The sequence below is a fragment of the Kribbella sp. CCNWLW201 genome, assembly GCF_037203805.1.
Taxonomy (GTDB): domain Bacteria; phylum Actinomycetota; class Actinomycetes; order Propionibacteriales; family Kribbellaceae; genus Kribbella.
Genome location: NZ_JBBCBQ010000009.1, coordinates 255,643 through 273,879 on the forward strand (window position 1 = coordinate 255,643; position 18,237 = coordinate 273,879).

18 protein-coding genes are annotated in these 18,237 nt (G+C 68.2%); 11 read left to right on the forward strand and 7 right to left on the reverse strand.

The annotated features are described in order from the left end of the window. Positions 1–39: 39 nt before the first annotated feature. On the reverse strand, positions 40–1,959 hold the full coding sequence (locus tag V9K99_RS31840) for an N-acetylmuramoyl-L-alanine amidase (protein ID WP_337005906.1): 1,920 nt from the start codon (positions 1,957–1,959) through the stop codon (positions 40–42). A gap of 161 nt (positions 1,960–2,120) precedes the next feature. On the opposite strand from V9K99_RS31840, the gene V9K99_RS31845 reads away from it, so the two are divergent. From V9K99_RS31845 to V9K99_RS31855, 3 genes are all read left to right on the forward strand, one after another. Beyond that, positions 2,121–2,732 carry a DUF4126 domain-containing protein gene (locus V9K99_RS31845; protein WP_337005904.1) on the forward strand — a complete coding sequence of 204 codons (612 nt, stop codon included), beginning with the start codon at positions 2,121–2,123 and terminating at the stop codon, positions 2,730–2,732. After that, positions 2,732–4,039, forward strand: coding sequence for a phytoene desaturase family protein (locus tag V9K99_RS31850; protein ID WP_337005902.1), 1,308 nt, complete (start codon positions 2,732–2,734; stop codon positions 4,037–4,039). Before V9K99_RS31845 ends, V9K99_RS31850 begins: the two co-directional genes overlap by 1 nt. A gap of 92 nt (positions 4,040–4,131) precedes the next feature. Then, the gene (locus V9K99_RS31855) at positions 4,132–6,336 is read left to right on the forward strand and encodes a HelD family protein (RefSeq protein WP_337005900.1); all 2,205 of its coding nucleotides are present in this window, start codon (positions 4,132–4,134) and stop codon (positions 6,334–6,336) included. Here the strand turns inward: V9K99_RS31855 and V9K99_RS31860 are convergent. Together V9K99_RS31860 and metF are read right to left on the reverse strand one after the other, a co-directional pair. Continuing rightward, entirely contained in the window at positions 6,333–6,863 is a 531-nt protein-coding gene (locus V9K99_RS31860; RefSeq protein ID WP_337005898.1) for a SixA phosphatase family protein, read from the reverse strand. The two genes, V9K99_RS31855 and V9K99_RS31860, sit on opposite strands and share 4 nt — an antisense overlap. Positions 6,864–6,867: 4 nt before the next feature. Continuing rightward, a complete protein-coding gene (metF, locus tag V9K99_RS31865; protein ID WP_337005896.1) occupies positions 6,868–7,785 on the reverse strand; it encodes a methylenetetrahydrofolate reductase [NAD(P)H] in 918 nt (305 codons plus the stop codon). A 57-nt stretch (positions 7,786–7,842) separates the two neighbouring features. Here metF and V9K99_RS31870 point away from each other — a divergent pair, with 57 nt between their 5' ends. Further along, positions 7,843–8,913: a polyprenyl synthetase family protein gene (locus V9K99_RS31870; RefSeq protein ID WP_337005894.1), complete on the forward strand. Its 1,071-nt coding sequence runs from the start codon at positions 7,843–7,845 to the stop codon at positions 8,911–8,913. Here the strand turns inward: V9K99_RS31870 and V9K99_RS31875 are convergent. Continuing rightward, positions 8,910–9,329 (reverse strand): helix-turn-helix domain-containing protein, encoded by a 420-nt coding sequence (locus tag V9K99_RS31875; RefSeq protein ID WP_337005892.1) that lies wholly within the window; start codon positions 9,327–9,329, stop codon positions 8,910–8,912. The genes V9K99_RS31870 and V9K99_RS31875 overlap by 4 nt on opposite strands. Before the next feature lie 99 nt (positions 9,330–9,428). Here V9K99_RS31875 and V9K99_RS31880 point away from each other — a divergent pair, with 99 nt between their 5' ends. After that, positions 9,429–10,241, forward strand: a complete 813-nt coding sequence (locus V9K99_RS31880) for an alpha/beta fold hydrolase (protein WP_337005890.1) — start codon at positions 9,429–9,431, stop codon at positions 10,239–10,241. Further along, positions 10,226–10,588, forward strand: a complete 363-nt coding sequence (locus V9K99_RS31885; RefSeq protein ID WP_337005888.1) for a DUF4180 domain-containing protein — start codon at positions 10,226–10,228, stop codon at positions 10,586–10,588. The genes V9K99_RS31880 and V9K99_RS31885 overlap by 16 nt, the downstream gene beginning before the upstream one ends. Here V9K99_RS31885 and V9K99_RS31890 read toward each other — a convergent pair. From V9K99_RS31890 to thiE, 3 genes are read right to left on the reverse strand one after another with little or no spacing between them, the layout of a single operon-like run. Beyond that, positions 10,566–10,997, reverse strand: coding sequence for a barstar family protein (locus V9K99_RS31890; RefSeq protein ID WP_337005886.1), 432 nt, complete (start codon positions 10,995–10,997; stop codon positions 10,566–10,568). The genes V9K99_RS31885 and V9K99_RS31890 overlap by 23 nt on opposite strands. Further along, positions 10,994–11,425: a ribonuclease gene (locus V9K99_RS31895; RefSeq protein ID WP_337005885.1), complete on the reverse strand. Its 432-nt coding sequence runs from the start codon at positions 11,423–11,425 to the stop codon at positions 10,994–10,996. Before V9K99_RS31895 ends, V9K99_RS31890 begins: the two co-directional genes overlap by 4 nt. Continuing rightward, entirely contained in the window at positions 11,422–12,057 is a 636-nt protein-coding gene (gene thiE / locus V9K99_RS31900; protein ID WP_337005883.1) for a thiamine phosphate synthase, read from the reverse strand. The genes V9K99_RS31895 and thiE overlap by 4 nt, the downstream gene beginning before the upstream one ends. A 161-nt stretch (positions 12,058–12,218) precedes the next feature. On the opposite strand from thiE, the gene thiO reads away from it, so the two are divergent. The 5 genes from thiO (at position 12,219) to V9K99_RS31925 (ending at position 18,229) form a co-directional block, all read left to right on the forward strand. Then, complete coding sequence (gene thiO / locus V9K99_RS31905) at positions 12,219–13,370, forward strand: glycine oxidase ThiO (protein WP_337005881.1); 1,152 nt, start codon at positions 12,219–12,221, stop codon at positions 13,368–13,370. After that, positions 13,363–14,139, forward strand: coding sequence for a thiazole synthase (locus tag V9K99_RS31910; protein ID WP_337005879.1), 777 nt, complete (start codon positions 13,363–13,365; stop codon positions 14,137–14,139). The genes thiO and V9K99_RS31910 overlap by 8 nt, the downstream gene beginning before the upstream one ends. A 165-nt stretch (positions 14,140–14,304) precedes the next feature. Further along, on the forward strand, positions 14,305–15,264 hold the full coding sequence (locus tag V9K99_RS31915; RefSeq protein WP_337005878.1) for a LysM peptidoglycan-binding domain-containing protein: 960 nt from the start codon (positions 14,305–14,307) through the stop codon (positions 15,262–15,264). Positions 15,265–15,357: 93 nt separating this feature from the next. Further along, on the forward strand, positions 15,358–17,304 hold the full coding sequence (pknB, locus tag V9K99_RS31920; protein ID WP_337005876.1) for a Stk1 family PASTA domain-containing Ser/Thr kinase: 1,947 nt from the start codon (positions 15,358–15,360) through the stop codon (positions 17,302–17,304). Positions 17,305–17,347: 43 nt separating this feature from the next. Then, complete coding sequence (locus V9K99_RS31925) at positions 17,348–18,229, forward strand: DMT family transporter (protein WP_337005874.1); 882 nt, start codon at positions 17,348–17,350, stop codon at positions 18,227–18,229. Positions 18,230–18,237: the final 8 nt, after the last annotated feature.

Consider the following 18,237-nt stretch of genomic DNA (forward strand, 5'->3'; position numbering starts at 1 on the left):
CACCAAGGCTGGACGGCTTCGTCAACTAACCAACAAGACCTAGATCGCGGGCCTCAGGTCTACGTCGGCGGCGCGGACGTAGGCCATGCGGTGGCCGAACCAGATCTGGTAGTAGCGGTCGGTGCCGAGGACCTGGACCTTGTCGGTCGGGGGCTGGCCGGCGAACGTCACCGCGCGGTAGTAGTCGGTCTCGATCGACGGGTCGCCCACTGGGTAGGCCTGGCCCTCGAGGATCGAGTACTGCAGCGGTGTGACGACCTGGTACGGGATACCCGCCGGGTACGCCGACTGCTCCGGGTAAGCCCGTCCGTACACCGGCACCGACGTCTTGCCCGCCTTCGGCTTCACCACGAGCCCCGGCTTGGCGAACGCGTCCGGAGCCGACGCCGGGCTCTTGAACCAGGCCAGCGCACCCAGGTACCAGACAGCCACCCAGTCACCCTGCCGCTGCGCCACCACGTACTGCGAACCAGCGGCAGCGCGTGCACCGATGTCCGACACCACAGTCGTGCTCGGCGAACCGTCAGGGCGCAGTCCGATGTCCTTGACCAGTGGAGCCGCGTCGTCCGGGGCCTGACGCAGGTAGACGAAGTTGGTGCCCTGCGGGGTGCAGGTGGTGCCCGCACCGGTGCAGTTGGTCAGCACCTGCACGTTGTCGTCGAAGCCGGGCTTGATGGTGACGATCGACCCGGCCTTCACCGGGAACACGGACTTGTCCCAGATCGGCGCGTCGAGCAGGTCGAAGTAGTGCTCCCAGTCCCAGTACGGTCCCGGGTCCCAGTGCATGCCGCGGACCGTGCCCGGGATCGTGCCCGGGATCTGGTCGTGGCCGATGATGTGCGCCCGGTCGAGCGGGATGTCGTTCTTGGCCGCCAGGTAGCGGACCAGCTTGGCCGAGTTGCGGTAGAGCGACTCGGTGTACCAGGTCGCGCCCTGGGCCGCGAAGCCCTCGTGCTCGATGCCGATGCTGTGCATGTTCACGTACCAGTTGCCGGCGTGCCAGGCGACGTCGTTGGCCTTGACGTGCTGCCAGGTGTGGCCGTCGGACGAGCGCATCGTGTACTGCCAGCTCACGTACGTCGGGTCCTGCACCAGGTTCAGCGTGCCCTGCCAGCCGCCCTCGGTGTCGTGAATGATGATGTAGTCGATCTTGCCGGTCTTCGGCCGGTTCGCCAGGTCATGGTTGCCGTAGTCGCCGTCACCGAACTCTTCGTACGGCGCCGGCAGCCACTCACATCCCAGCGACGGCGGGCACTCCACACCGGAATTGTCAGCCGTAGTACCGGCCGGCAGCGACAGCTTGCTCACCTGAGACTTGTCCGGTGCGACAGCAACGGCCGGCATCACGACCTGCTGCCCGGTGTTCGTCGTACGGGCCGCACCCCGCGCCATGATCGAGTAGACGTCGTCAGCAAACACAGCCGCGGCCGCACGGTCCGAGGCCTCCGCGTACGACGCCACTGCGCCGTACCACTGGGCCGCCGAGGTGTCTGCACCCACCGGGAGCCCGAGAGCACGCTGGTACGACGCCAGCAGCGCAGCACCACCTTCGATGTTCGCTGCGGTCTCATTGCGCAGGGCAACCGGGTCCAGGCCCGTCAGCTCGGAGGCCTTGTAGAGAGTCCGCAGTGAGGTGGCCTTGGCGACCTTGCGCTTGCCGGAGAGGTCGACGACCGCGGCGGGGTCGACAGCAGTGAGGTGCATCGGGCCGTAGCCGCCGTCGGTGCTGGACGCACCCTGGTGGTCGTCCCAGCGGGTCTCGGCGTACGACACGGCCAGCAGCACGGACTCCGGTACGCCGTACTTCGCGGCCGCCGCACTGAACGCGGAAGCGGCCGTGGCCGACGGTCCTGGGGTCGACGCAGCCGCAGGTGGACCGCCGGACGACGACACGCCGGTTACGGTGATGGCCAGCGCTACCGCGGCGAATGCGGCGAGAATCTTCGGACGACGACGCATGTTGTTCTCCTGAAGCGACGGCGGGAGGTGCCGGTCACACAGACTGGCAGCCTGATCACTGTGAGTCGAGGCGACCCGGAAGTCAACGGTTAACCAAAACTCGTCGCTAAGGGTTCAATATTGACAACGCGGTGGCAACTGAGGGTTACGGAGTAGGACGAATGGAAGCGCTGCCGTTGGCGTTCACGTCGGGCTGGGCGAGTGGCATCAACGCCTACGCCTGCGTGCTGATTCTCGGTCTGCTCGGCCGGTTCGCCGGGGCCGACGACGTACCGACGGCCCTGACCGGCAACGGCGTCCTGATCGCGGCCGGGGTGCTGTTCGCCTTCGAGTTCGTCGCCGACAAGATCCCGTACATCGACTCGGCCTGGGACGCGATCTCCACCGTGATCCGGCCGACCGTCGGTGCGATCGTCGCCGTCCTGCTGTCCGGTGAGGCGAGCACGCTCGAGCAGGCCGCGATCGCCACTGCCGGCGGACTGGTCGCGCTGCTCTCGCACGCGGTGAAGTCGAGTCTGCGGCTCGCGATCAACACCTCCCCCGAGCCGGTCACCAACATCGCCGCGTCGTCCGGTGAGGACATCGCCGTGGTGAGTGTGATGTCGCTGGCCGCGTTCCATCCTGAGATCGCGCTCATCATCGCCGCGGTCCTGCTGCTGCTCGGCCTGATCGGCGTGTACGTCGCCTTCCGCTTCATCAAGCGCGGTTACGTCAGGTTCAAGGCCTGGAGGGAGAAACGCGGCGACCCGGCGACTGGGAGCAGTGCGATCTGATGGCGCGTGTAATCGTCGTCGGGGCCGGGCTCGCCGGTCTCGCCAGTGCAGTCCGGCTGGCCAAGCTCGGCCACCAGGTCACCATCTGCGAGCGGGACAGGCGCCTCGGCGGTGTGCTGGGCCGACTCGAGGCAGATGGATTCAGTTGGGACGCGGGAGCAGCCAGTACGACGCTACCGGCCGCACTGCGCGACTTGTTCCGCAAGAGTGGTCGCCCGATCGAGAGCCTGATCCAACTGGAGCCAGTGACCGAGCCGCGGCGCCACATGTTCGCTGACGGCTCCGTACTCGACCTGCCGATCGCCGACCGCGGTGAGCAACTGCAAGCGTGGTCAGACCTGGCCGGGGACAAGGTGGCCCAGCAATGGACCGCACTGGTCGACGGGTACGGCGAGACGTGGCAGGTACTGCGCAAGACGTCGCTGGAGCCACCACTCAAGGACAAGCTGCCACTGAGCGCAGTCCGAGCACTCAAGCCGTGGCAGTCGCTGGAGCGGATCGCACAACGCCAGCTCGATGACGAAAGGGCTCGTGCGGTACTGCGGCTCTACGCAGCCCAAGGTGGATCCGAAGCGAAGCTCACCCCCGGCTATGTCGGTGTGTGGTCGTATCTGGAGCGCACCTTCGGCCGGTGGACGATCGACGGTGGTTTCGGCGGACTCGCGGATGCTCTGGCACAACGGGCGAGTGAGCGGAAGGTCGACGTACGGACTGGGGCCGAGGTGGTCGCCGTCACCACGTCTGGCGGCAGTGTGACCGGCGTACGGCTGGCTGACGGGACCGAGCTCCCAGCGGAGATCGTGGTGAGCGACATCGATCCACGGGAGCTCTACGGGCAGCTGGTGGATGACCCGGCGGCCAAGAAGGTGCGCAAGAAGGTGGAGTCGACGCACCAGGCTCAGGCCGCGTACGTCGTACACCTCGGGTTGCGGGAGCCGGTGCCGACGCTTCCGTTCGAGACTGTGCTGCACGGTACGCCGACTGTCGTCGTACGAACCGGCGGACAGGCACCCGCGGGGCACCAAGCCTGGTCGGTGCTGGTGCACGGCTACCCGACGGACGACGTACTGGACCTGCTGGTGGCTCGTGGTCTGCCCATCCGGGACAAGGTGGTGTCGCGGCAGACGTCACCGTCCTGGTGGGCCGGTGTGGCGTGGGAGGGCTACCGAACGGCCCGGCGGCGTGCTGCCAACATCACACCGATCAAGGGGCTGTACTGCGTCGGTGCGGGCGCTCACCCGGGTTCCGGCGTACCGGCAACCACTCTGGGCGCGGCGATCGTGGCGGACGCGGTCGGGAAGGCCTGAGACCGGGTGGGGTTGCACTACCCGGCCCACGTAGGATTGAGCGTTCATGTGTTCCATGTCGGGCGAAGTGCCCGGCAGTAGAGAGGACCTCGGTGGATCAATCCCCCACGTCGGCCGATCACGAGAACGTCGAGCGGGCTGAACTGGCGGCTGAGCAGCAACACGTCGACCGGGTGTACGACCGGGTCGCCGAGGCCGCCCGGTCAGCGTCCCGGATCGCGGTCGAAGGGCACCAACGCGGACAGGCCCAGAACGTCGGCCGGGTCCGCGAGGAGGAGCAGACCGGTCTGTACGAGCGGGACGTGCTGGTGTTCGCGGCGGCCCGGCGGATCGCCGAGCTGGACGCCGAGCACGAGGGTCTCGTCTTCGGCCGGCTCGACTCCGACCAGGGTGACGACCAGCCCGCCGCCGACAACGCCGCCGGCCTCGACAAGCTGTACGTCGGCCGGATCGGTGTCCGCGACGCGGAGTACGAGCCGCTCGTGATCGACTGGCGCGCCCCGGCCGCCGAACCGTTCTACCGCGCCACCTCGACCGACCGCCTGAAGGTCGTACGGCGTCGCGTGCTGCGGAACAAGGGCCCGCGGATCGTCGGGCTCGAGGACGACCTGCTGGCGCCGGAGCGGGCCCCCGAGGACCTCCCGGTGATGGGTGAGGGCGCGCTGATGGCGTCCCTGTCGCGGGCACGCGGTCACACGATGCGCGACATCGTCGCCACCATCCAGGCCGAGCAGGACAAGGCGATCCGGGCCCCTGCCCGTGGTGTCACCGTCATCGGCGGTGGACCGGGCACCGGCAAGACCGTGGTCGCTTTGCACCGTGCGGCGTACCTGCTCTACAGCGACCGCAGGCGCTTCGAGCGTGGCGGCGTACTGGTCGTCGGACCGTCCGCTGCGTTCATGGCCTACATCGAGCGAGTGCTGCCCAGCCTCGGCGAGAACACCGTGTCCCTGCGGGCTGTCGGCGAGCTGGTGGACGGCATCAAGGCCACTGCGGTCGACGAGGCCGATGTGGCCGCTATCAAGGGCTCACTGCGGATGCGCGGCGTACTCTCGCGCACTGCCCGCGACCGCGTGCCCAACGCACCCACGACCCTGCGTGTCTTCATCGGCGGCGCCACTATCGAGCTGGACTCGAACCAGTTGGACAACGTACGGCGGAACGCGCTGCGCCGGACGCCACGCAACAGGGCCGGTGCTGAGGCTCGCAAGGGTCTGGTGGCAGCCCTGTGGCAGCGGTTCCCGGATGACCTGCGGAACGGCGTGTACGGCGACCGGGAGGCGTTCGGCGACCAGGTGACCGACACACCTGCGTTCAGGACGTTCTTCAGCCAGTGGTGGCCAGTGCTGACGCCAGAGGCGGTACTGCGCTGGCTCGGAGACCCACGGCGGTTGCAGCGGTGGTCCCGCAATGAGCTGACCCCTGCAGAGGTCGACGCACTCGCTGCAGCCATCCGTGGCACCGACGAGTTCACCATTGCCGACGTAGCCCTGCTGGACGAGCTCAGCAACTTGCTGGGACGCGCACCGGTCGCGGAGACCAAGGACGAAGAGTTCGACTGGCTGGAGGGTCTGTCGGACGGCGTCAACGAGGTGCTGACCACGTCAGAGCGTCGGGCCCGGGCCGCTGCCGCCAGAGAGGCCGAGGAGCCGGAGGAGTACGCGCACGTCCTGGTCGACGAGGCGCAGGACCTCTCCCCCATGCAGTGGCGGATGGTGACCCGGCGTGGACCGCAGGCGAGCTGGACGGTCGTCGGCGACCCGGCGCAGAGCTCGTGGCCGGACCCGGACGAGGCCCGTGCGGCGATGGACTCGATGCTGTCGCACCTGCAGCGGCACGCGTTCCGGCTCTCCACCAACTACCGGAACTCGGCCGAGATCTACGCGTTCGCGGGTGAGGTGATCCGGCGGACTCTGCCCGATGCGGATCTGCCAGACGCAGTACGTCGTACCGGCGTAGGACCCGAGCACCGGATCGTCGACGCCGGCAAGGTCGCCGAGGCCGCTGGTGACACCGCGGTCGAGCTGCTGCAACTGGTCGAGGGCACGGTCGGCGTGATCGTGCCGCCGAAGCTGCGCCCGGCCGTCGACCCGGTGCTCGCCGAGCTCGGCGACCCGCGCGTGGTCGCGGTCAGCCCGCTGGAGTCAAAGGGCCTCGAGTACGACGCAGTGGTCGTGGTGGAGCCGGACCGGATCGTCAGCGACACCCTAGGCGGCGTACGAGCGCTGTACGTCGTCCTGACCCGCGCAACTCAACGCCTCATCACCGTCAACAGCACCACCAACTGGCTGCCTTAGCCACGAGGTACGGCGAAGGAGACCAGGTCGGCGTCGTCGGCGGACAGGTCGGACCAGCGGCAGGTGAGGTGCAGGACGGCCAGGCCGGAGGTCGGGTACTTCTGGGTCAGCTCGACGCGTTCGGGGCTGGTGCCGTCGAGGGCCAGCTCGTCGGCCAGCCACGGTATGCCGGGGGCGTGGCCGACCAGGACCACCGTTCGGGCGGCGGTCGGTGCCTCGCGGATGACGTCGAGGAGCTCGTCGCTGTCGGCGTTGTAGATGCGGCGATCATACCAGACGTCGGCCGCGGTCGCGCCGGCCTCGGCGGCGTACTGCCAGGTCTCGCGGGTGCGCTGCGACGGCGAGCACAGGACCAGGTCGGCTTCGATGCCTTGGGCAACGAGGTAGCGGCCGGCCGCGCGCGCGTCGGCCTGGCCGCGGTCGGCCAGCGGCCGCTCCAGGTCCGGCATCAGGTCGTGTCCCACGGCCTTCGAGTGCCGGAGCAGGACGAGCGTGCGGTCTATCAGCAGATCCGACGGGTCAGCCATCAGCTCAGGATACGACCGACGACCTCAGGTTGAGGAACACCTGACGGGTGGCCGTCGACCGGTTGAGAGTGATGAAGTGGATGCCGGGAGCACCGCCCGCGAGCAACCGCTCACACAGCTCCGTCGCGATCTCGATACCGACCGCGCGAACCGCACCCGGGTCGTCCTCGACCGCAAGCAGGCGGTCGGTCACGGCCGTCGGCAGGGCCATCCCGGTCAGCTCGGCCATCCGCTGGATCTGCTTGATGTTGGTCACCGGCATGATGCCCGGCAGCACCGGGATGTCGCAGCCCAGCGCGGCCGCGCGCTCGACCAGCCGGAAGTAGTCGTCGGCCCCGAAGAACATCTGGGTGATCGCGTAGTCCGCACCGGCCGCGGCCTTCGCGGCCAGCACCTGCGCGTCCGCCTCCAGCGACGTCGCCTCCGGATGCTTGTCCGGGAACGCCGCCACCCCGACGCAGAAGTCACCGAGTGACCGGATCAGCTCGACCAGCTCGATCGCGTGGTTCAGGCCTTCCGGGTGCGCGACCCACGGCTGGTTCGGACCGCCCGGCGGGTCGCCGCGCAGCGCCAGCATGTTCCGTACGCCGGATCCGGCGTAGGCACCGATCACCGACCGCAGCTCGTCCCGCGAGTGCGCGACACAGGTGAGGTGGCCGAGCGGTGTGAGCGAGGTGTCCTGGGCGACCCGCTCGGTGACCCGGATCGTGCCGTCCCGGGTCGTCCCGCCGGCGCCGTACGTGATCGACACGAACGTCGGCCGCAGCTGCTCGATCTCGCGGATCGACCGCCACAGCACCTCCTCGGCCTCCGGCGTCTTCGGTGGGAAGAACTCGAACGAGAAGGAACGGTCACCGGTCGCCAGCAGCTCACGGATCGTCGGCGTGCCGCCGGGAAGCGTTGAGGGAAGACCGTTCGCCATGGCGACAGGTTACCCGCGGTGTCCACCGTCGCGCTCCCACCGACTACGCTCCGAGACGTGTATGGCGATGTGGACATCCCGGCCGAAGTACAGCGTGCGCTGACCGGTTTCCTCGACGTGCAACAGGAACGGTTGGAGGCCATCGGGCCGGAGCTGACCGAGCAGGTACAGGCCGCCCGGGAAGCGACCAGCGGCGGCAAGCGGTTGCGTCCGTCCTTCTGCTACTGGGGGTTCCGGGCCGCGGGCGGCGATCCTGCGCAGCCGATCCTGACCGCTGCGGCCAGCCTGGAGATGCTGCACGTCAGCGCGCTCGTGCACGACGACGTGATGGATTCCTCCGACGTACGACGGGGTGCACCGGCCGCCCATCGACGCTTCGAGGCCTTGCAACGGGCCCGCTCGGAGGCGTCCGGGGTCGGCGGCGACCCGGTCGGATTCGGCATCGGCGCGGCCATCCTGCTCGGCGACCTGTGCCTGATCTGGGCGGACGAGATGCTCCACACGTCCGGCTTCGACGCGGCCGCGCTGGCCCGCGCCTCGCAGTACTTCGACGCCGTCCGGGTCGAAGTGACGGCCGGTCAGTACCTCGACCTGGTCGCTCAGGCCAGTGGGGTGTCCGACATGGACCAGGCGTTGCGGGTACTGCGCTACAAGTCGGCGACGTACACGGTCGAGCGACCGCTGCACATCGGCGCGGCACTGGCCGGTGGGGACGGACGGTTGGTCGAGGCACTGTCGGCGTACGGGCTGCCCGTTGGTGAGGCGTTCCAGTTGCGCGACGACCTGCTCGGGGTGTTCGGCGATCCGGCGCTGACCGGGAAGCCGGCGGGTGACGATCTGCGTGAGGGCAAGCGGACCGTGCTGGTCGCGTATGCGGTCGACCACGCGTCGGAGGTCCAGTTGGCCGAGTTCGACCGGCTGTTCGGGCGGCCGGATCTGGACGACGACGAGATTCAGTTGCTGCGCGAGATCCTGCAGGACTCGCGCGCGGTGCAGGCCTGCGAAGACCTGATCACCGAGCGAACCGAGGACGCCCTCGACGCCCTCGACCGCGCCCCCCTGGCCGACGACACCGCCCGCAAAGCCCTGGCCGACCTGGCGATAGCGGCCACTTCTCGCCTGCTTTAAGGCGTCGCCATCAGGTTGATCAGGCGGAGGAGCTCGGCGGTGGGTGCCAGGTCGCCGAGGATGATGACTTTGAGTACGGCGCGGTCCTCGTCGTAGACGGTTTCGACCCGGAGCCGGCCGATGCCGCTCTGGTTGAGCGAGCCCATCACGTGGGTGCTGATCCGGTCCGCGCCGGACCGGTCGATCGCGTCGATGTGGACGATGCTCGACGCCTCCACGTGCCGGGTCTGCTCATCCACCTCGAGCGCGGCGGCACTGGTCCCGGTGAACGCCTCGAGGTCCTCGCGGGCGATCCGGTACTGCTTCCCGATCCGCACGGCCTTCAGCCGGCCGTCGCGCACATAGTTCCGGATCGTCCGGACATGCAGGCCGAGCCGGCTCGCCACCTGCTCGACCGAATAGAGCTCCTGAGGCATCCGCATCCTTCAGTCGTCGTGAGGTCTCTAGGCTACGGCAGGTTCCTTAGAATTCCCTATAGTTAGCCAGATAGGGACGTTTGAGGTACTTTTACGGCCATGATCTTCCGGTCCGACGCGAGCCGCCGCGTCCTGCACGAGCGCTACCGCGAGCTGCTCGCGACGTGGCCGGTGCCGAGCGAGCAGCGCCTCGTGCCGACCCGCGAGGGCGACACATTCGTGGTCAGCTGCGGGCCCGCCGACGCGCCTCCGCTCGTCCTCCTGCACGGTTCGGCCAGTACGACGCTCGAGTGGATCGGCGATGTGGTCGCATGGTCCGAGCACTTCCGGGTCCACGCCGTAGACCTGCTGGGTGAGCCCGGACTGAGCGCTGAGGTTCGACCGGCCCTGGACGTTCACGCCGACTGGCTGGACGACGTACTGGACGGCCTGGTCACCGCCGGGACCGTGTCGATGGTGGCTTCGTCGCTCGGCGGGTGGTTCGCGCTCGACTATGCGATCCGGCGGCCGGGGCGGGTGCGGAAGCTGGCGCTGCTGACGCCGAGCGGGATCGGGCGGCAGAAGTCGCTGATCTTCCTGCCTGCTGTCTTCCTGCTCCCGTTCGGGCGGTGGGGAATCCTGCAGACGCTTCGGCTGGTCGCGGGTCCATTGCCGCCCGGGGACGCGACGGAGTACGGCGAGTTCGCGTTGATGGTGCACGAACACTTCCGCCCGCGGCGGGTGTCGTTGCCGATCTTCACCGACGAGCAACTGGAGAAGCTCGAGCTGCTCGTGATCGCCGGCGGGCGGGACCGGATGCTCGATTCGCACGAGACGAAACGACGGTTGCCGCAGGCGACTGTCTTGTTACCGGACGCCGGACACGTGTTGCCGGCCCAGACCGAGAGGGTGCTGACGTGGTTGAGGAGCTAGGCGGCGTACGGGTGTTCGTGAGCGACGGCCCGGTGGGCGACGAGGGTGACGCCGTACAGCTCATCGCGCAGGCGCACTACGAGCACCAGGCCGAGTGGGTCGCGTTGACGGCCGAGGGGCTGGGTGACGAGTTCTTCGAGTTGCAGACGGGTCGCGCGGGAGCGATCACCCAGAAGTTCGTGAACTACCGGATGGGACTGGTCGTGGTGGGCGACATCTCGGACAAGCTGGCAGTCAGCAAGCCGCTGCGCGACTGGGTGCGGGAGAGCAACCGAGGGCGGTCGCTGTGGTTCGTGGACGAGCTGTCCGAGCTCGCCGGACGGTTCACAGCTGAGGCAGTGAGCTGAGCAAGTCCGGAGTCTGATCGTCCTCGAGCTGGATCAGGATACGGAGCTGACCAGAGGCCGTGATGTCCTCGGTGAAGATCTGCAGCGCCACATCGACCGTGTCGTGGTCGTGCTCGAGCAGGTGATCGAGGCCGGTCCACAGGACGATCTCGGGCTCGCCGGTCGAGCGGTCGCTCAATGAGTCGGCCAGTGCGTCCCAGTTGCGCCCGAACCACCGCGGCAGGTCGAAGGCGGTCGCACACAGGTCCAGGAAGCCGGACTTGTCGTGGATCTCGCTGGTGTCCAGCAGGACGAAGTCCCAGCCGGCTCCGGCGACGTCTCGCCGTACCTGCTCCGCTTCTGCGTCGGACTGCCAGCGGTAGACGCCGGGTCGCAGCCCTTTGGTCAGCAATGGGCGCAGGTCAGTCATCCGTCGGTCCCCCCGTCCGCCGCGATCCGGCGGAACGACTTGTAGTGATCGTCGGTGTAATAACGCTCGCCACCCGTTCCGGTCACGATCCGCCGGGCACCGCGATCGCTCTCCCCCGGTGTCTTCACGGTGTACTCGTGGTAGTACCCGCGGTCCTGCTTCGGCAGGATCTTCTCGAAGTTCCCGAACACCACACCGTCCCGGCTGTACGGGAACGGCCCACCCGTGTCGATCAGCTTCAACGTGTCCCGCGCCTCGGCCGGCAGGTCCGCAACCGCGACCACGGTCAGACCGCTCTCCGGGTCAATACTGCTGGTGGCTTCCGGCTTGGCGGCGGCGCACCCGAACAGCGAGGCCGCGAGCGTGATCACCAGCATGGCGATCACCACCACGGCGACGATCCGGGCCGCCTTCGGGTTGTTGATCACCCGGCACCCCGCAACCGCCGGCTGAACTCCGCGGCCGCGGCAGCCGGGTCGTCCGCCTCGGTGATCGCCCGTACGACGACCACGCGGGTGGCACCGGCTTCGATGACCTGATCGAGCCGGCCGAGATCGATACCGCCGATCGCGAACCACGGCTTCGACTGCGGACGACTGGCGGCGTACGAGACCAGCTCCAGCCCGGCGGCCTGGCGGCCCGGCTTGGTCGGGGTCTCCCAGGTCGGGCCGACGCAGAAGTAGTCGGAGCCCTGCTCGGTGACGGCGGCGTTCACCTGGCTGAACGTGTGCGTTGAGCGTCCGATGATCGGCTCCTGGCCGATGACTGCCCGGGCAGCGTGCACAGGCAGGTCCCGCTGGCCCAGGTGCAGCACGTCGGCTCCCGCGGCGAAGGCGATGTCCGCACGGTCGTTGACGGCCAGCAGCTTGCCGTGCCGCTTGCAGGCGTCCGCGAAGACTTCCAGCGCGGCCAGTTCGTCTGCCGCCTCCATCTCCTTCTGGCGCAGCTGCACGATGTCCACACCACCGCCGAGCGCTGCGTCGAGGAACTGCTCGAGGTCGCCCTGCTTCTCACGCGCGTCCGTACACAGGTAAAGCCTGGCGTCTTGGAGATCAGTCACACCACACAGCCTGCCACGGCGGCGCCGTCGTAGTGTTAGGGCATGCCTGTACTGATTGCCGCGCTGCCGCGCGGCGGGTCATGGGGCTGTGACTCCCGGTCTTCCCTCGTCACTCCAGTCGCTTCGCTCCCTCCGCTCCTCAGTCCAGACCGGGAGGCCCCATGACCGGGCTCACATCCGATGTGGTGGTGGTCGGGGCCGGGCTCATCGGTCTCGCCACTGCGTGGCGGCTGGCTGCAGACGGTATCCAGGTGACGGTATGTGACCCGACACCCGGCACCCAGACCTCCGCCGTCGCCGCCGGCATGCTGGCCCCGGTCACCGAGGTCGAGTACGGCGAGGACGACCTGCTCGCGCTCAACCTGGCCAGTGTGGCCGCGTGGCCGTCGTTCGCCGCAGAGCTCGAAGACGTCACAGGAATGTCGGCCGGTCTGCACCAAACAGGGACGTTGTCGGTCGCGTACGACGTCGACGACGCAGCAGCACTGCGGAGACTGGCTGACTACCAACGGCGGCTCGGCCTCGATGTCGAGGAGCTGTCCGGTCGCGACGCGCGCAAACGCGAACCCTTGCTGGCCGCCGGCGTCTCCGGTGGCGTTTGGGTCCCTGGCGACCACTCAGTCGACAACAGGCAGGCAGTGGCCGCGCTCCTCCGTGCAGTAGAGGTCTCCGGCGTCACTCTGCTCCGGCAGCGCGTGTCTCACGTCATCACAGCAGGTACGACGGCTGTCGGCGTACAACTGGATAACGGGGACACCGTGCGCGCCGGGCACGTGATTGCGGCGGCAGGACCTTGGTCTGGACAGCTGGACGGGGTACCCCAGGAGCTTCGGCCGCCTGTGCGTCCGGTGAAGGGTGAGGTACTGCGACTGCGGGTGCCTGAGGCCTATCGGCCCGCGCTGAATCACACGGTACGAGCGACTGCGCGAGGCTTCTCCGTCTACCTCGTACCGCGACCAGGCGGCGAGCTCGTTGTCGGTGCGACCAGCAGTGAGCTCGGCTATGACACCCGAGTGCTCGCAGGTGGCGTGTTCTCGTTGCTGCGGGACGCACGGACCGTACTGCCGATCACGGACGAGCTGGAGCTGGTGGAGGCGATTGCCGGCTTGCGGCCGGCCACACCAGACAACGCACCGGTTCTGGGGCCGTCTGGTCTCGACGGTCTGCTCTGGGCGACCGGGCACTACCGAAACGGCGTACTGCTCACTCCTATCACCGCGCAGATCATCGCGGATACCGTGCGCACCGGCGTCGTACCAGAGCTCGGAAAGCCGTTCCTGGCCAGCAGGTTCGAGGGGTTGAGAAATGAGTGACGACACGCTTTTCATCGCTGGGCGGGAGCTGACATCCCGACTGGTGATGGGGACAGGCGGTGCGCCGAGTCTTGAGGTGCTGGAAGAGGCACTGGTCGCGTCCGGGACGCAGCTGACCACAGTCGCGCTGAGGCGGCTCGACCCGAGCCAGCAGGGGTCCGTGCTCGACGTACTGCGCAAGCACGACATCGCCGTACTCCCCAACACCGCCGGCTGCTTCACGGCCGGCGAGGCAGTGCTCACCGCACGCCTGGCCAGGGAGGCGTTGCAGACCGACCTGATCAAGCTCGAGGTCGTCGCCGACGACCACACGCTGCTGCCCGATCCGGTCGAACTGCTGGACGCTGCCGAGCAGTTGGTGCGGGACGGGTTCCAGGTGCTCGCGTACACGAACGACGACCCGATCCTGGCCCGCCGCCTCGCTCAGGCCGGATGTGCGGCGGTCATGCCACTGGGCTCCCCCATCGGCTCGGGCCTGGGCATCCGCAACCCGCACAACATCGGCATGATCGTCGACGAGCTCGACGTACCCGTCGTACTGGACGCAGGCATCGGTACGGCGAGTGACGCCGCGCTGGCCATGGAGCTGGGGTGCGACGCGGTGCTGCTGGCGACCGCGGTCACCCGGGCCGAGCACCCTGCCCTGATGGCCGCCGCGATGCGCGACGCGGTTGTTGCCGGACGCAACGCTCGACGGGCCGGCCGGATCCCGAAGCGCTACCACTCGGCGAATCCCTCGTCCCCGTTGGACGGTCGCGCCGCGCTGTAGTCCAGCGGTTGCTTCGAGCAATCATGCTTGTGAACTACACACATGTAGTTCAGCCTTGAATTGTCAACATTGGATTACAGCCGTAACAAACACCCCATTCGCCCCTGTTGTCACATCCGTACCAGCACTTACGGTCAAGTGACGTTCACACGGGGAGATGGAACTATGCGTAACGTCGTACGTGTTCTGACCGGCATAGCTGTGCCGTTGCTGACCGCTGGAGTGATCACCGCCGGCTCACCGGGCTTGGGCTCGTACAAGGTGAAGGACGGTGACACGCTCAGTCATATCGCCAGCCGGTACGGCACCTCGGTGAAGAGCCTGGTCGCGCTGAACAAGCTGCCGGGCAACGGCAACGCGATCTACGCCGGTGAGGTGCTCAAGGTCCCCGGCAAGGGCGGGACCGCCGCCGCGAAACAGACCACCAAGCGCTCACGGCTCGGCCGGGTCACCTACATCGTCAAGCCGGGTGACACCGTCTCCAAGATCGCCAAGCGCTACAAGTGCTCCCAGGCGAACCTGCTGGCCGCCAACGGCCTGCGGGCCGGCAGTCGCATCTACGCCGGCAAGCCGCTGCAGATCCCGGTCAAGATCCGCCCGAAGGCCAAGCCACCGGTCAAGAGGAAGAACAACACCTTCGCCGGCCGCACCTACGCCGACCACATCGTCGCCAAGGCCGACCGCAACCGCGCGATCCTGAAGAACCGCAAGCTGCCGACCCGCGCCCAGATGCGCGCCCTCATCGTCACCACGTCCAAGCGGTACGGCGTCGACCCGGAGCTGGCCCTCGCGGTGAGCTGGCAGGAGTCGGGCTGGAAGCAGCGAGTCGTCTCCCCCGCCAACGCCGTCGGTGCGATGCAGGTGATCCCGTCGACCGGCCGGTTCGCCTCGTCCATCGTCGGGCGGGACCTGGACCTGCTCCGGCCGCAGGACAACGTCACCGCCGGAGTGGTGCTGCTGGACCGGCTCACCGGCGCGGCAGAGCTGAATACCGCCGTAGCTGGGTACTACCAGGGTCTCGGCGGAGTGAAGCGGAACGGCATGTACCCGGACACGAAGCTGTACGTGAAGAACGTGCTCCGGATCAAGGCACAGCTGGAACGGGGCTGGGACCCACTACGGTGAGGTAGCACCCACTGCGGTGAGCCTGGCGCGGTCACGCTGAGCCGTTATCTACACTCTCTGAGCAGAACGGCTTCGAGAGGCGGCTCACCGCAAGTGACGGACGACGTGGACACGCAGGTCAGCGACCGCCTCGTCGGGCGAGTGCTCGACGGACGGTACCGCGTGGGTGCGCGCGTCGCCAAGGGCGGCATGGCGACCGTCTACAAGGCCCTCGACATGCGGCTGGACCGGGTGGTCGCGCTCAAGGTGATGCACGACGGGCTCGGTGACGACGCCCAGTTCGCCCGCCGGTTCGTGGCCGAGGCCCGGGCCGCCGCACGGCTCTCGCACCCGAACGTGGTCGCCGTCTTCGACCAGGGCGACGACGACGGCACGCTGTTCCTGGCGATGGAGTACGTGCCCGGCCGGACCCTGCGGGACGTGATCCGGGAGTCGGCGCCACTCTCCCCCGCTCGAGCGCTCGACCTGCTGGCACCGATCCTGTCCGCGCTCTCCGCGGCGCACGACGCCGGCATCGTTCACCGTGACATCAAGCCGGAGAACGTGCTTATCGCCGACAACGGTGTGGTGAAGGTCGCAGACTTCGGTCTGGCCCGTGCGGTCAGCGCGACCGGCAACACCGCGACACAGGGCCTCCTGATGGGCACGGTGTCCTATCTGGCCCCGGAGCTCGTCACCGACGGCAGTGCGGACGCCCGGTCGGACGTGTACTCGTCGGGCATCCTGCTGTACGAGATGCTCACCGGCAACAAGCCCCACTCCGGTGACACCCCGATCCAGGTCGCCTACGCGCACGTGCACGCCGACGTACCCGCACCGTCGTTGGAGCAGCCGAGCATCCCGCCGTACGTGGATGCACTGGTGCAGCGCGCGACTGCTCGGGAGCGGGACTTGCGACCGGCCGACGCGCGGGTGCTGAGCCGTCAGGTACGGCGGGTCCGCAGTGCGCTCGAGGAAGGGCTGCCGGACGATCCGGAGCTGACGGGCGACCTGACCATCCCGATCCAGCAGATCCGCCAGGACAGCGGGTACGACGACGGCTACACGCGCGGTGCGCCCGAGGACGAACCGCAGGTCCTGCGCCACGACACGATCGTCGTACCGGTGGAGCACGGCCGCCCCACTGGTGCACCGCGGGTCCAAGCGCCTCCGCAGCGCAAGGGCCGTGGGCTGATCGCGCTGATCCTGATCCTGGCGGCCGCGATCGGCATCGGTACGGCGGCCTGGTACTACGGCATCCACCGCTACACCACCACGCCGAGCCTGGTGAACATGCTTCCGGCGACGGCATCGGCCGAGGCCGAGAAGGTGGGGCTGACGACCACTCTGGCGAACCAGGACTTCTCCGAGGACGTGCCGGTAGGTGAGGTGATGGCCACCGACCCCGCCGCCGGCGAACGGATCCGGAAGAACGGTGAGATCGGCCTGACCGTCTCCAAGGGCCCCGAGCGGTACCGGGTGCCGCAGCTCGCCGGACTGGAACTGGAGGCGGCGAAGCGAGCCCTGGACCCGATCAAGCTCATCACCGGTCAGATCAACGAGCAGTACAACGAGACGGTGCCGGCCGGGCGGGTGATCGCCTTCAGCCCGAAGTTCGACTCGGTGGTGAAGCCGGGCACGGCGGTCAACTTCGCGGTCAGCAAGGGCAAGAAGCCGATCGCGGTCCCGGACATGACCGGGAAGTCGTACCGGGACGCGAACAGGGCCCTGCGCAAACTCGGCTTCGTGGTCGGCCGCATCGACCAGTACGACGAGAAGGTCGCCGAGGGCAAGGTGATCAGCCAGAACCCCAACAGCGGCACGCTGTTCGCCAAGGACAAGGTCCAGCTGGTGGTCTCCAAGGGCCCGCCGCTGGTGGAGGTCCCGGACGTCAAACGAAAGTCCACCGCGGAGGCGCAGCGCATCCTCACCGAGGCCGGCTTCACCGTGAAGGTGGAGAAGGCGCCGTTCAACCTGGGACTGAACATCGTCGCGGCGCAGAACCCGGGCGCCAAGAAGAAGGTCAAGCCCGGCAGCCAAGTGATCATCACGGTGCTCTGACGCGTTTTGGCTCCAGGCGAAGCCGTCTGATTAGCTGTGCGGCGTGAATCACCCGCGTCTCGCCGTACTGGCCCTGCTCGCGGTCGCGGCAGCATGGGGATCCACGTTCTTCCTGACCAAGGATCTGCTCACCAGGATGGACGTCGCCGACTACTTGGCGTTGCGCTTCCTGATCGCCTCGATCGCGCTCATCCTGGTCCACCCGCCGGCGATCGCCAGGCTGAGCCGCCTCGACCGCGGCCGGGCCGTTGCCCTCGGCATCACCTACGGCATCGCCCAGCTGGTCCAGACCGAGGGGCTGCGGCACACCTCGGCGAGCGTCTCCGGTTTCGTCACCGGCATGTACGTCGTCTTCACCCCGCTGCTGGCCGCGGTCATCCTGCGGCACAAGATCGGCCGCTGGGCCTGGGTCGCCGTGATCCTCGCCACTGTCGGCCTCGGCGTACTGTCGCTGCGGGGCATGAGCATGGGCACCGGCGAGCTGCTCACGCTCGCCTCGGCCGGCCTGTACGCGCTGCACATCATCGGTCTCGGCGCCTGGTCGACCCCGCAGAACGCCTTCGGGCTGTCGGCGCTGCAGATGGTGGTGATCACCTGCGTCTGCGCGATCGGCGCGCTCCCCGGCGGCTTCGCCGTACCGAGCTCCGGCGGCGACTGGGTCAGCGTCTTCTACATGGCGCTCGTCGCCGGCGCGCTGGCGCTGATCGTCCAGACCTGGGCGCAGGCGCATCTCACCCCGACCCGGGCGGCGATCGCGATGACGATGGAGCCAGTGTTCGCGTCGTCGTTCGCCGTCCTGTTCGGGTCGGAGAGCGTGACGTGGCGGATGCTGGTGGGTGGCGCCTTGGTGCTGTCCGCCATGTTCTTGGTGGAGCTCGCACCGCGGCGCAAGTTCGAGGCGGAAGTGCAACACCTGGCCCAGTAGGGGGAACC

Excerpts from the sequence above, each read along its gene's own strand:
- V9K99_RS31840 (WP_337005906.1), bottom strand. The coding sequence starts at position 1,959 with ATGCGTCGTCGTCCGAAGATTCTCGCCGCATTCGCCGCGGTAGCGCTG.
- V9K99_RS31845 (WP_337005904.1), top strand. The coding sequence starts at position 2,121 with ATGGAAGCGCTGCCGTTGGCGTTCACGTCGGGCTGGGCGAGTGGCATC.
- V9K99_RS31850 (WP_337005902.1), top strand. The coding sequence starts at position 2,732 with ATGGCGCGTGTAATCGTCGTCGGGGCCGGGCTCGCCGGTCTCGCCAGT.
- V9K99_RS31860 (WP_337005898.1), bottom strand. The coding sequence starts at position 6,863 with ATGGCTGACCCGTCGGATCTGCTGATAGACCGCACGCTCGTCCTGCTC.
- metF (WP_337005896.1), bottom strand. The coding sequence starts at position 7,785 with ATGGCGAACGGTCTTCCCTCAACGCTTCCCGGCGGCACGCCGACGATC.
- V9K99_RS31875 (WP_337005892.1), bottom strand. The coding sequence starts at position 9,329 with ATGCCTCAGGAGCTCTATTCGGTCGAGCAGGTGGCGAGCCGGCTCGGC.
- V9K99_RS31880 (WP_337005890.1), top strand. The coding sequence starts at position 9,429 with ATGATCTTCCGGTCCGACGCGAGCCGCCGCGTCCTGCACGAGCGCTAC.
- V9K99_RS31890 (WP_337005886.1), bottom strand. The coding sequence starts at position 10,997 with ATGACTGACCTGCGCCCATTGCTGACCAAAGGGCTGCGACCCGGCGTC.
- thiO (WP_337005881.1), top strand. The coding sequence starts at position 12,219 with ATGACCGGGCTCACATCCGATGTGGTGGTGGTCGGGGCCGGGCTCATC.
- V9K99_RS31910 (WP_337005879.1), top strand. The coding sequence starts at position 13,363 with ATGAGTGACGACACGCTTTTCATCGCTGGGCGGGAGCTGACATCCCGA.
- V9K99_RS31915 (WP_337005878.1), top strand. The coding sequence starts at position 14,305 with ATGCGTAACGTCGTACGTGTTCTGACCGGCATAGCTGTGCCGTTGCTG.